General features: G+C 58.2%; 9 protein-coding genes. 7 read left to right on the plus strand and 2 right to left on the minus strand.

What is annotated here, in order from left to right; translation table 11 throughout:
• Nucleotides 1-40: 40 nt before the first annotated feature.
• From adhP to BM395_RS12755, 4 genes are all read left to right on the plus strand, one after another.
• Nucleotides 41-1,063 (plus strand): alcohol dehydrogenase AdhP, encoded by a 1,023-nt coding sequence (gene adhP, locus BM395_RS12740; RefSeq protein ID WP_090512371.1) that lies wholly within the window; start codon nt 41-43, stop codon nt 1,061-1,063.
• A gap of 157 nt (nt 1,064-1,220) precedes the next feature.
• Nucleotides 1,221-2,210, plus strand: a complete 990-nt coding sequence (locus tag BM395_RS12745) for an AraC family transcriptional regulator (protein ID WP_090512374.1) — start codon at nt 1,221-1,223, stop codon at nt 2,208-2,210.
• A gap of 143 nt (nt 2,211-2,353) precedes the next feature.
• Nucleotides 2,354-3,391 carry a histone deacetylase family protein gene (locus tag BM395_RS12750; protein WP_069899967.1) on the plus strand — a complete coding sequence of 346 codons (1,038 nt, stop codon included), beginning with the start codon at nt 2,354-2,356 and terminating at the stop codon, nt 3,389-3,391.
• 61 nt (nt 3,392-3,452) lie between these two features.
• Nucleotides 3,453-4,553: a polyamine ABC transporter substrate-binding protein gene (locus BM395_RS12755; RefSeq protein WP_090512376.1), complete on the plus strand. Its 1,101-nt coding sequence runs from the start codon at nt 3,453-3,455 to the stop codon at nt 4,551-4,553.
• 1,331 nt (nt 4,554-5,884) lie between these two features.
• On the opposite strand, the gene BM395_RS12770 is transcribed toward BM395_RS12755, so the two are convergent.
• Nucleotides 5,885-6,790 carry a LysR substrate-binding domain-containing protein gene (locus tag BM395_RS12770; protein ID WP_069899969.1) on the minus strand — a complete coding sequence of 302 codons (906 nt, stop codon included), beginning with the start codon at nt 6,788-6,790 and terminating at the stop codon, nt 5,885-5,887.
• A 217-nt stretch (nt 6,791-7,007) separates the two neighbouring features.
• Here BM395_RS12770 and BM395_RS12775 point away from each other — a divergent pair, with 217 nt between their 5' ends.
• Complete coding sequence (locus BM395_RS12775) at nt 7,008-8,432, plus strand: aspartate ammonia-lyase (protein ID WP_090512386.1); 1,425 nt, start codon at nt 7,008-7,010, stop codon at nt 8,430-8,432.
• Nucleotides 8,433-8,772: 340 nt separating this feature from the next.
• Nucleotides 8,773-10,041 (plus strand): dicarboxylate/amino acid:cation symporter, encoded by a 1,269-nt coding sequence (locus BM395_RS12780; RefSeq protein WP_090512389.1) that lies wholly within the window; start codon nt 8,773-8,775, stop codon nt 10,039-10,041.
• Nucleotides 10,042-10,052: 11 nt separating this feature from the next.
• On the opposite strand, the gene BM395_RS12785 is transcribed toward BM395_RS12780, so the two are convergent.
• Nucleotides 10,053-10,865 (minus strand): helix-turn-helix domain-containing protein, encoded by an 813-nt coding sequence (locus BM395_RS12785; protein ID WP_090512391.1) that lies wholly within the window; start codon nt 10,863-10,865, stop codon nt 10,053-10,055.
• Between the two features lie 157 nt (nt 10,866-11,022).
• Here BM395_RS12785 and BM395_RS12790 point away from each other — a divergent pair, with 157 nt between their 5' ends.
• Nucleotides 11,023-12,471, plus strand: a complete 1,449-nt coding sequence (locus BM395_RS12790) for an alanine/glycine:cation symporter family protein (protein ID WP_090512394.1) — start codon at nt 11,023-11,025, stop codon at nt 12,469-12,471.
• Nucleotides 12,472-12,508 lie beyond the last annotated feature (37 nt).

The raw sequence follows: 12,508 nt of genomic DNA on the forward strand, positions 1-12,508 counted from the left end.
GAGCAAACTCCACCGATTACATTGTCATGGGAGTTTCAACATGCCACAGACCATGAAAGCAGCCGTGGTGCATGCCTTCGGTGAGCCTTTACGCATTGAAGAAGTCAAAGTGCCGATGCCCGGGCCGGGCCAGATTCTGGTCAAGATCGAAGCCACCGGGGTTTGCCATACCGACTTGCACGCCGCCGAGGGTGACTGGCCCGTGAAGCCAAGCCTGCCGTTTATACCGGGCCACGAAGGCGTGGGTTATGTGGCTGCCGTGGGCAGTGGCGTCACTCGGGTGAAGGAAGGTGATCGCGTCGGCGTGCCGTGGCTGTATACCGCCTGCGGTTGCTGCGAGCACTGCATTACTGGCTGGGAAACCCTCTGCGAAAGCCAAGAAAATACCGGTTACTCGGTAAACGGCAGCTACGCCGAATATGTACTGGCAGACCCTGACTACGTGGGGATTTTGCCGAAAAACATTGGCTTTGTAGAAATCGCGCCGATTCTCTGTGCGGGCGTAACTGTTTACAAAGGCCTGAAGATCACCGGCGCACGCCCTGGCCAGTGGGTCGCGATCTCCGGAATTGGCGGCTTGGGCCACGTTGCCGTGCAATACGCACGCGCCATGGGCCTGCATGTTGCGGCCATTGATGTCGACGACAGCAAACTCGACCTCGCGCGCAGGCTCGGTGCAGAACTCACCGTAAACGCACGCAATGAAGACCCCGCAACGGTGATTCAGCGCGACATTGGCGGCGCTCACGGCGTACTGGTTACCGCCGTTTCGAACAGTGCGTTTGGTCAGGCCATTGGGGCAGCGCGGCGCGGCGGCACGGTTGCTTTGGTCGGCCTGCCGCCAGGTGATTTCCCTGCGCCGATTTTCGATGTGGTGCTTAAAGCCATCAGCATTACCGGCTCCATTGTCGGCACCCGCGCAGACTTGCAGGAAGCCATGGAGTTCGCTGGAGAAGGCCTGGTCAAGGCAACCTGCACCACCGATAAACTGGACAACATCAACGTCATCCTTGACCAGATGCGCGCCGGCAAAATTGAAGGCCGCACCGTACTGGAGTTCTAAAACCGTGAGAAGAAATGCCTCGTCGCGCGGTTAGCCCAGGCATTTCTTTTCGTCCCTCCTGATTCACCCTTCTGCTCTGCTGTTGGTGTCCTGCACGCGGGCGGCGGCATACATCTTGCTGTTTATTGGCCAATCTCAGCCATTGGATTCGGCAACGATGCACGCCCAAGTGACAACTCTGCACGTAGTGTCCATGACCCTCGAATATTTTGCCGACACGGCTGTGCCAGTCTCACGCCTGCTCGAGGCGAGCGGCATCCAGCCTGCCGACCTGAGTGGCAACAACAGCCGCATCACGCCCCATCAGGAACTTCAGGTGTGCGCCAACGGCCTGACCTTGCGAGAAGATCTCGGGCTCGAACTGGGCCAGCGCATGCACATCTCCGCTTACGGCATTCTCGGTTACGCCGCGCTATCAAGTGCCACTTTTGGTGACGCCTGGCGGCTGATGCTCGAGTATCCGGCGCTGCTCGGCACCTACTTCAAACTGGACTTGAACGTTGAGGGTGAGCTGGCCTGGGTCAGCGCCAGCAACTACCAGCAGCGCCCTGAGCTTGAGGTTTTCAATGTCGAGATGTGCCTCGCCTCACTGCGAACGGTGTGCGCCGACTTGCTCGGCCAAGCCCTGCCCTTGAGCGCCGTGCAATTTATGTACAGTGAGCCGACGTACTCAAACCGCTATGCCAACAGTTTTGATTGCCCTGTCAGGTTTGATGCGCCCAGCAATGCGTTCGCCTTCCCTGCCAGCTGGCTGACAAAACGCCTGCCGCTGGCGGACGCAATTACTCATCAAGACATGCTCATGTGCTGTCGCAAGCTCAACAGCGAACTGTCGGCCCGGCAGATATGGCTGGCACGCATTCGCGAACTGCTCGCCGGACAACTGGCCGACTCGCCAGGCCTGGAACAACTGGCGCAGCAGATGCACTGCTCACCACGCACCCTGCGCCGCCACTTGCAGGCGCTCGGCACGCATTATCAAGAGCTGCTGGATGACCTGCGATTCGAGCGAGCCAAAGACTTGCTCTGCCAGGAAGGCTGGCCGGTGGGTCGAATTGCTGAGGAACTGGGCTTCAGCGAAAGCGCCAGTTTCCGGCATGCCTTTCAGCGCTGGAGTGGCATCGCACCGAGCCATTTTCGCCCTTGATTCATTCACTCAAAAACAACTGATGGACAAGCATGGCCGCAAAATTTGGCCAGATTTATCCCCTTTTGGCCACTATCGACGTTTTCGCAAACGCAACTTAGGCAAACAATGGGGCATAACAAGTACACACCGAGAGCCCAGCCATGCTGACCATCTACAGTGACGACCACCACTTGCATCACGGCAAATGCGAGTTGATAGACGGGCAATTGATGCCCTGTTTTGAGAAACCGCAGCGCGCCGACCATATCTTGCAGCGTGTGCAAAATCAGAACCTGGGTGAGGTACGCGGCCCGGAAGACTTCGGTCGCGAACCATTGCTGCGGATTCACACCCGCGAATATCTGGACTTCTTCGAAGGTGCCTGGTCACGTTGGGCGGCCCAGGGCGGCACCAGCGATCTGATGCCGTACACCTTCGCCGCGCGCAATCTGCGCCAGAAGCTGCCCAACCATTTGCATGGTGAGCTGGGCTATTACAGCTTCGATGGCGGTGCTCCAATCACCGCGGGCACTTGGCAAGCCGCGTACAGCGCCGCACAGGTCGCGCTGACCGCACAACGTGAAATCAGCAACGGCGCGCACACAGCATTTGCCCTGTGTCGTCCACCTGGCCACCACGCGGCAGGCGATGTAATGGGCGGCTATTGCTACCTCAACAACGCCGCCATCGCTGCGCAGGCGTTCCTCGATCAGGGCAGCAAGCGCGTGGCCATTCTCGATGTCGATTACCACCACGGTAACGGCACCCAGTCGATTTTCTACAACCGCAAAGACGTGCTGTTCACCTCGATCCACGGCGATCCGGCTGCAGAGTTTCCATTCTTTCTGGGCTATGCCGATGAGCCGGGTGAAGGCGAAGGTGAAGGCTACAACTTCAATTACCCACTCCCTGCCGGCAGCGGCTGGAGCGAGTGGAGCGCCGCGCTGGAACAAGCCTGCGCAGAGATCAGCCGCTACGACGCCGACGTGATCATCGTCTCGCTGGGCGTCGATACATTCAAAGAAGACCCAATTTCGCAGTTCAAGCTCGACAGCCCGGACTACTTAAAAATGGGCGAACGAATTGCGGCGCTCGGCAAACCGACTCTGTTTGTAATGGAAGGTGGTTACGCCGTCGAAGAAATCGGCATCAATGCCGTCAACGTACTCAAAGGTTTTGAAACAGTCTGCCGCCCCTAAAAGACCACGAGTCCCGCTCAGGGATTCGCGGTTCTAATAAAACTAACAAGGACGCATCACTATGAAGAAGCTTTGCACTTTGATTGGCGCCGCAATTTGCGGCACCGCCATGCTGGCCAGCGCAGTCAATGCTGCGGAGCGCGAGTTACGGGTTTATAACTGGGCCGACTACATTCTGCCTTCAGTGCCCAAAGACTTCGCCAAGAAGTCCGGCATCAAGCTGACTTGGGACGTATTCGATACCAACGAATCGCTGGAAGCAAAATTGCTCGCCGGTAACTCGGGCTACGACTTGGTCGTGCCGAGCAACACCTTCCTCGACACCCAGATCAAGGCAGACGTGTTCCAGAAGCTCGACAAGAGCAAGCTGCCTAACTGGAAAAACCTCGACCCACAGCTGCTCAAACTGATGTCGGCCAACGACCCGGGCAACGAACACGCCGTGCCTTACATGTACGGCACCGTGATCATCGGTTTCAACCCGGAAAAGGTCAAAGCGGTACTGGGTGACGATGCGCCGGTGGACAGCTGGGATATGGTGTTCAAAGAGGAGAACATCAGCAAGCTCAAGCAGTGCGGCGTAGCGATGCTCGATTCGCCCGGCGATATCATGCCGATTGCCCTGCATTACCTTGGTCTGGACCCAAACAGCACCAAAACGGCCGACTATAAAAAGGCCACCGATCTGATGCTGAAGATCCGTCCGAACATCGCCTACTTCCACTCGGCCAAATACATGACCGACATCGCCAACGGCAATATCTGCGTTGCAGTCGGCTACTCGGGGAGCTTCTATCAATTCGCCAACCGCGCCAAGGAAGCCGGTAATGGCGTAGTGGTGGACTGGCGTTTGCCGAAAGAAGGCGCGCCGCTGTGGTTCGACTCGTTCGCCATTCCGAAAAGCGCCCAGAACGTTGCCGAAGCGCATGAGTTCCTCAACAACCTGCTCGACCCGGAAGTGATTGGTCCAACCAGTAACTTCCTCGGTTACCCGAACCCGAACAAGGCATCGATGCCGTTGATCAAGGCTGAAATCCGCGACAATCCGGGCCTGACGCCGACCGCCGAAGCGCAGAAAACCCTGTATGTGTTGCAGCCTCTGCCGCAGAAAGCTGAACGCGCCAGAACCCGCGCCTGGACCAAGATTAAATCGGGGACCTGAGTAGATACGGCTCAGCGCTGCGCAATGATCTGCCGGAGGATGGAATCCGCATAGCGGCTTCCGTCTTGGCGTTTTCGCGGGTCGATTTGGGAATTGGTGGTGTTGCGCAAATCGTCCGACGGATTGCGTTGCTGCGCGCCGCTATCCATCCTCCGGGTGTTGGTGATTATCGGGGGCGCGGCCGGACGGCGTTATGGCTTTTCACGGATCGACTCGGGATTGGTGGTGTTGCGCAAATGGCCTGACGGATTGCGTTGCTTTGCGCCGCTATCCATCTTCCGGGTATTTGTGATTATCGGGGGCGTGACCTGCGGAGGATGGCCTGAGGTTCTCGGTCTGCTCTTGATTGGTTTTTGGGTTTTGAACGCTGGCGCTAAGCCTTAATTTGTATTGTTCTTGCGTCACCTTTTCGCCCTTACGGCGAGTTACTTTTGGCATACGTCTGCTACGCGCGTCCCCCAAGCTAACCAAAAAGACTTGCCCCTCCATTGGGCCTCGCCTTGCTCGGCTTCCCGCATTCCATCGTTGCTCCGTGGGCACGTCGCGATGGGCCGTCCTTGGCCCAACGCAACTCTCGCCGCATCCATGCGGCTCAACCCACTACGCAACGATTGCATTTGGCCGGCTGGAATGGGGCACTTTGCGGTGTTTGGGCTTTTGCTGATTGGCTTGGGGATGTTTGGTTTCGCTGCTTTATGGCGGATTTGGGTATCGACTCGGGATTGGTGGTGTTGCGCAAATTGTCTGACGGATTGCGTTGCTTCGCGCCGCTATCCATCCTCCGGGGGGTTGTGATTATCGGGGGCGTGGCCGGACGGCGTCTTGGTGTTCTTAGGGATCGACTCGGGATTGGTGGCGTGGCGCAAATCGTCTGACGGATTGCGTTGCTGCGCGCCGCTATCCATCCTCCGGGTATTTTCGATTATCGGGGGCGCGGCCGGGCGGCGTCATGGCGTTCTTACGGATCGACTCGGGAATGGTGGTGTTGCGCAAATTGCTCGACGGATTGCGTTGCTTTGCGCCGCTATCCATCCTCCGGGGTTTGTGATTATCGGGGGGCGTGGCCGGGCGGCTTCATGGCTTTTAACGAATTGGCCCGGGATTGGTGGCGTGGCGCAAATCGTCCGACGGATTGCGTTGCTTCGCGCCGCTATCCATCCTCCGGGGGTTTGTGATTATCTAGGCGTGGCCTGTGGAGGATGGAATCCGCGTCGCGGCTTCCGTCATGGCGGACTTTCTGGTGGGTGCGGTTTGCTTGTGGTCGCGGTGCGGTTACGGCGCGCGGCGATTGTGCTTCGGCGCCGCATATGCACTCCCAATATTGCTCTGCGTTAACGGCCGACTTCGCCTGTTTCGAGCTTGCGCCAGAGCAATCGTACGGCTGCTTTGCGGACTAACGCGCAGCGATACAGGCGGATTTCCAGCGGTGCTTGCCAGCTCTCGCCGCCACACACCACCAACTCCCCACGCGCCAGTTCGGCGGTGACGCTGAGGCGCGGCACCCATGCCACGCCCATGCCTTGTAGCGCCATACTTTTCAGGCTGTCGGCCATCGCGGTTTCGTAAACGGTGACCGAACGCAGCGCACGTTGGCGCAACAGCAGGTTTACCGAGCGACCCAAAAATGCACCTGCGGTGTAGGCCAGCAACGGCACGGTCTGGCCTGAATCGAGATCGAACAGTGCTTGCCCCTGCTCATCCACGGCGCACACCGGCAGCATCTCGGTGCGGCCCATGTGCAGCGACGGGAATATTTCAGGGTCCATTTGCAGCGCTGCATCGGGGTCGTAATAGGCGAGGATCAAATCGCAGCTGCCTTCACGCAACGAGTGCACCGCCTCGCCGACGTTGGTTGCGACCAATCGGGTATTTAGCGGCAACCCTTCGCGGCGCAAGCGTGCAATCCATTCCGGAAAGAAGCCCAGCGTGAGCGAGTGCGCGGCGGATATCTGCAAGACCTCGCCTTGCTTACCCTCAAGATTATGCAGATGCCGGACGACTTCGCTGAGTTGCTCGACCATGCTCCGCGCCGTCACCAGAAACAGCTGCCCGGCTTCAGTTAGTTCGATCGGCGTACATGAACGATTGATCAGCGTCAGCCCGAGTACCGTCTCCAGGCTGCGAATGCGCCGACTGAAAGCCGGCTGGGTGACGAAGCGTTTTTCAGCGGCCCGCGAAAAGCTGCGCGTGGCGGCAAGCACCACAAAGTCTTCCAGCCACTTGCTCTCAAGGTTCATCTCAACTCCACCAATACGCCCTGCTGGCCATCAATCCGCGCGCCTCGATATTGCACTTCGGGCGCTCGCCTCACGTTCGCTTAACGCAAGTAGTCACACCCGCATTATGCCGATTGTGCATAGCATAGCGTTTAACAGCATTGGCCGCCAAACCGTCGAAACCCCTAATCTATAGGCATCGCGGCGCCTGCCGCTTCCATCAGAGACCTAGACGATCATGTCCGCTGCTGCATCATTCCGCGTAGAGAAAGACCTGCTTGGTACCCTTGAAGTACCTTCCGATGCTTACTTTGGTATCCAGACCCTGCGTGCTGTGCATAACTTCCGCCTGTCTGGCGTGCCGCTGTCCCATTACCCGAAACTGGTAGTGGCGCTGGCCATGGTCAAGCAAGCAGCAGCCGACGCCAACCGCGAACTGGGCCACTTGACACCCGCCAAGCACGACGCGATCAGCGAAGCCTGTGCGCGGATTATTCGTGGCGATTTCCACGAAGAATTCGTCGTCGACATGATTCAGGGCGGCGCGGGCACCTCGACCAACATGAACGCCAACGAGGTGATCGCCAACATCGCACTCGAGGCGATGGGCAAGCAGAAAGGTGAATACCAATTCCTGCACCCCAACAACGACGTGAACATGGCGCAGTCGACCAACGACGCCTACCCGACCGCAATCCGTCTGGGTCTGCTGCTGGGCCACGACACCTTGCTGGCCAGCCTCGACAGCCTGATTCAAGCATTCGCGACTAAAGGTGAAGAGTTCTCTCACGTACTGAAAATGGGCCGCACCCAATTGCAGGACGCCGTGCCGATGACCCTCGGTCAGGAGTTCCGCGCGTTCGCCAACACCCTCAGCGAAGACCTCGCCCGTCTGCGCAGCCTGGCCCCTGAACTGCTCACCGAGATCAACCTCGGCGGCACCGCCATCGGCACCGGCATCAACGCCGACCCTGGCTATCAGTTGCTTGCTGTACAGCGTCTGGCTGCCATCAGCGGCCAGCCATTGGTGCCCGCTGCCGACTTGATCGAGGCCACTTCCGACATGGGCGCGTTCGTGCTGTTCTCCGGCATGCTCAAGCGCACCGCGGTAAAACTGTCGAAGATCTGTAACGACCTGCGCCTGCTGTCGAGCGGCCCGCGTACCGGCATTAACGAAATCAACCTGCCTCCGCGTCAGCCCGGCAGCTCGATCATGCCCGGCAAGGTCAACCCGGTTATTCCGGAAGCCGTGAATCAGGTGGCTTTCGAGGTTATCGGCAACGACCTGGCGCTGACTCTGGCAGCGGAAGGCGGCCAACTGCAGCTGAACGTGATGGAGCCGCTGATCGCTTACAAGATTTTCGACTCGATCCGTCTGCTGCAACGCGCCATGGACATGCTGCGCGAACATTGCATCGTCGGCATCACCGCCAACGAAGCGCATTGCCGCCAGTTGATGGAGAACTCCATCGGCCTGATCACCGCACTCAACCCGTACATCGGTTACGAGAACGCCACCCGTATCGCCAAGCTGGCACTGGAAAGTGGCCGTGGCGTACTCGAGTTGGTACGCGAAGAAAAGCTGTTGGATGACGACACGCTCAGCGACATCCTACGCCCGGAAAACATGATTGCACCGCGCCTGGTTCCGCTTAAAGCCTAGCAATTGGCCATTAATCATTTCCGACGAAACACGCTCTAAAGTGCTCAATCAGGGGATTTGTGGGGGAGAAAACGCAGCGAACGCTCTGTAAACTGCGCGCCTTTCACTGCATCCCTGATTGCTGCTACACGATGTGAAGCATCCTCTCTTTTCCTGCACAGTAGGTTTATCGCCTGCTGCGCTATGGTGTTAGTGCAGGCCTGGTCTCTCACAAGCGGCTTGATGGGGCTGAACGGTGCCGGCCTAAATTAACCAAGCGCCTTTGCATTGCACGATAAAAGCACGCATTAAGGCCACCTAGATGGCCTGCTCAGCAACAGTTACCAAAAGGGTAAACCGCATGACTCAGAGTTCTTCGAAGACGACGCTGCTAGGCCGCTGGAAACGTATGCCCCTGTGGCAGAAAATCATGATCGGGCTGGTGCTCGGGGTGATCACCGGCGCGGTCTTCAAGCAGGATGCACTGATAATCGCACCGATCGGCACGCTGTTTCTCAATGCCATCAAGATGCTCATCGTACCGCTGGTTTTCGTCTCACTGGTCTCGGGCATCACCTCCATGCAAGACACCGCCAAACTTGGGCGGATTAGCATTAAAACCATCAGCATTTACATGGTGACCACCGCATTCGCGGTGAGTATCGGCTTGTTATTCGGCGCGGTGTTTACCCCGGGCGAAGGCCTTAATATGGTAGCCAGCGGTACCGAAACGGCGAAAGAAGCGCCGTCACTGGTGAGCATTCTGGTCGGCCTGGTGCCGAGTAATCCGGTAACCGCGTTTGCTGAAGGCAACGTGCTGCAAATCATCGTGTTCGCCATCGCGATTGGCGTGAGCATGAACCTGGTCGGGGAAAAAGCGGCGCCGGTTGTAAAGCTGTTCGATGGCCTTGCCGAAACCTTCTACAAACTCACTGATCTGGTCATGAGCCTGGCGCCTTATGGTGTGTTCGCCCTGATCGCAGGTGTAGTCGGCAGCCACGGCGCCGAAGTGTTGCTGCCGCTGGCGCAAGTAATCGGGGTGATTTACCTCGCCAGTATTGCCCACGTAATTCTGGTGTACGGCGGCCTCATTGGCCTGCTCGCGCGCCTCAATCCTGCGCGTTTTTTCCGTGGCATTGCCCCGGCTCTGGCAGTGGCGTTCAGTACTTCCAGCAGCTCCGGCACCCTGCCGGTATCGATTGAATGTGCGCGCAAAAATCTCGGCGTTTCCGAAGGCGTTGCAGGCTTCGTTCTGCCGGTTGGCGCGACCATCAACATGGACGGCACGGCGATTTACCAAGGCGTACTTGCGCTCTTTATCGCGCAGGCGTTCGGTGTTGATCTGGGCGCGGGCCAGTACATGATGATCATCCTCACCGCGACGCTGGCCTCGATTGGCACGGCGGGTGTACCCGGCGCAGGCTTGATCATGCTCGGCCTGGTGCTCACTGCCGCAGGCTTGCCGCTGGAAGGTGTGGCCCTGATTGCCGGTATCGACCGGATTCTCGACATGATGCGCACCGCGGTTAACGTTGCAGGCGACCTGATGACCACAACGCTGGTGGCCCGCAGCGAGAAAGAACTGGATGACGCGATCTTCGACAGCCCCAACCACGACGGCAACGACTGATCACCTCGCGCCTATTCGATCTCGAATAGGCCATGCCGAATACGAGCGCCAGCCAAGCGTTGGCGCACGTCTTCATCGATACGCGGATCATCCGCCGCATAAAGCATCACCTGCCGGTAGGCATTGACGCGATTGATGTCACTCCCCAGAAATTCCCACACCACCCGCGTACAAGCTGGCGTACGCCGATCGCCACTGGAAACCCCGGTCTTCATGCCGTTAAGGCGAGTGATGCGACTCTTGAAACTGGGAATCAGAATGGTCTGGCTCATCTCGTTGCCGGTCAGGCTTTCGTAGTCGATCAGAAACACCCGATCCTGCAAATAGAACGCTGCGCCCAGATACCGACACCGCACCCAGTCTTCGGCGCTACCGCCCCGCGCTCGCTCCTGACGTTCCTGACGCTCGAATACAAAGCTGCCACGCTCCTCACGCAAATGCACCAGCGAGAGCAGAATCTGCCCCGGCACCGACATGCAATTTGAATATTCGAAGTAGTAGCCGCAGTAGCGCGAAAGATCGCTGGCGTGTTGATTGATCGACTCGAACAACTCCAGCAGCGGCGCCCCCGAAGATGCAGACGTCTGGCTGTTGCCACGCGCGCCCACCAGTCGGGCGAATTGATCCTCAGGCAGCGCCAGCTCGTAATCCTCAACCCCAAAGAAGTCGCAAATGCGTTTGCGGTTATGCGCGGTCGGACGGCTCTGCCCCGCCAGATAGCGGTTGAACTGTGCCCGGTTGATCGCCAGCTTGCGGCACACCTCGGCAATCGATCGGTAATGACTGCACAGCAGCTTGAGGTTGTTACCAAAGGTTTCGGACATGCGGGCCGCCAGACTGATGCGAGTGACGCGATATTAGCATCAAATAGCATCACTTCACTGCAACCCGCGAAATTGTTTGCTGCTATCGCATCGTCAACCATTTAGCAGCGCCCGCAGAGGCCATCTCCTAACCAGAACAACAAGAGTGACCACGCCCATGCTCGACTTACTCAACGACCTCATCTGGAGCAAGCTGCTGATTGTGATGCTGATCGGCCTCGGCCTGTTCTTCACCATCGCCTCACGCTTTGTTCAATTTCGCTATTTCGGCAACATGTTCAGCATCTTCGCTGAAGCCTTCCAACGCCAACCTGGCCAACTCAGCTCGTTCCAGGCACTGATGCTGTCGGTTGCAGGGCGCGTCGGCGCAGGCAACATTGCCGGTGTTTCGGTGGCCATTATTCTTGGCGGCCCGGGCGCTATTTTCTGGATGTGGGTTGTGGCGCTGGTCGGCATGGCCACCAGCTATTTCGAATGCTCACTGGCTCAGCTGTACAAGCGCCGTGACGCAGACGGCAGCTACCGTGGCGGCCCGGCCTTTTACATTCAGCACGGCCTCAAGCAGCGCTGGTTGGGCATCGTGGTTTCGATTCTGCTGCTGATGACCTTCGGCTTCGGCTTCAACGCCGTGCAGTCGTACACCGTCGCCAGCTCGCTGCATGACACCTTCGGCGTACCGACCCAGATCAGCGGCGTGGTGCTGATGGCCGTTATCGGCCTGATTATCTTCGGCGGCATCAAGCGTATCGCCAAGTTTGCAGACATTCTGGTGCCGGTCATGGCGTTCTCCTACATCGCCATGGCGCTGTTCGTGATCGGCAGCAACATTGATCGCGTACCGGAAACTCTGACACTGATTTTGCGCAGCGCATTTGGCCTTGAGCCCGCATTCGCCGGCGGTATCGGCGCAGCCATCATCATGGGCGTCAAGCGCGGTTTGTTCTCCAACGAAGCCGGTCTGGGCAGTGCGCCCAACGTTGCCGCTGTTGCCGAGGTCAAGCACCCGGTTGCGCAAGGCATCGTACAGTCGCTCAGCGTATTCATCGACACCATCATTCTGTGCAGCTGCACCGCGCTGATCATTCTGCTCTCCGGCGTTTATCAGCCAGGCAGCGAAATGGCCGGTGTATTGCTTACCCAAACCGCCGTTGCCAGCGTGGTCGGCGAGTGGGGCCGCGTGTTCATCAGCATTGCATTGCTGCTGTTCGTGTTCACCACCTTGATCTACAACTACTACCTGGGCGAAAACGCACTGGGCTTCTTCACCCAGAAGCGCTCACCGGTTGTGGTTTACCGCGTACTGGTTATCGGGCTGGTGTTCTGGGGTTCGGTACAAGACCTGGGCACCGTATTTGCCTTTGCAGACGTGACCATGGGCCTGCTCGCCATCTGCAACCTGATTGCCCTGGCATTGCTGTTCAAGGTCGGCCTGCGCTTGATGCGTGACTACGACAAGCAAATCAAAGCTGGTGTAAAGTCTCCGGTATTCGACCCCAAAGGCTTTGCTGATCTGGACCTCGACCCAACTGTTTGGAGCGCGCCAGTCGCAGCCGAGCCAGCTCGTACTGATTCTGTAGTTGCCAGCGAGCCTCTGCATCAGCGCTGAGTGAGTCGCCAACTCGCAAAAAGGGGGCTTCGGCCCC

Source organism: Pseudomonas marincola (assembly GCF_900116605.1).
GTDB lineage: Bacteria > Pseudomonadota > Gammaproteobacteria > Pseudomonadales > Pseudomonadaceae > Aquipseudomonas > Aquipseudomonas marincola.

What these genes read in the sequence shown, in the direction of transcription:
- BM395_RS12755 (WP_090512376.1), top strand. Translation starts at nt 3,453, where the DNA reads ATGAAGAAGCTTTGCACTTTGATTGGCGCCGCAATTTGCGGCACCGCC.
- BM395_RS12750 (WP_069899967.1), top strand. Translation starts at nt 2,354, where the DNA reads ATGCTGACCATCTACAGTGACGACCACCACTTGCATCACGGCAAATGC.
- BM395_RS12780 (WP_090512389.1), top strand. Translation starts at nt 8,773, where the DNA reads ATGACTCAGAGTTCTTCGAAGACGACGCTGCTAGGCCGCTGGAAACGT.
- BM395_RS12775 (WP_090512386.1), top strand. Translation starts at nt 7,008, where the DNA reads ATGTCCGCTGCTGCATCATTCCGCGTAGAGAAAGACCTGCTTGGTACC.
- adhP (WP_090512371.1), top strand. Translation starts at nt 41, where the DNA reads ATGCCACAGACCATGAAAGCAGCCGTGGTGCATGCCTTCGGTGAGCCT.
- BM395_RS12790 (WP_090512394.1), top strand. Translation starts at nt 11,023, where the DNA reads ATGCTCGACTTACTCAACGACCTCATCTGGAGCAAGCTGCTGATTGTG.
- BM395_RS12745 (WP_090512374.1), top strand. Translation starts at nt 1,221, where the DNA reads ATGCACGCCCAAGTGACAACTCTGCACGTAGTGTCCATGACCCTCGAA.
- BM395_RS12770 (WP_069899969.1), bottom strand. Translation starts at nt 6,790, where the DNA reads ATGAACCTTGAGAGCAAGTGGCTGGAAGACTTTGTGGTGCTTGCCGCC.
- BM395_RS12785 (WP_090512391.1), bottom strand. Translation starts at nt 10,865, where the DNA reads ATGTCCGAAACCTTTGGTAACAACCTCAAGCTGCTGTGCAGTCATTAC.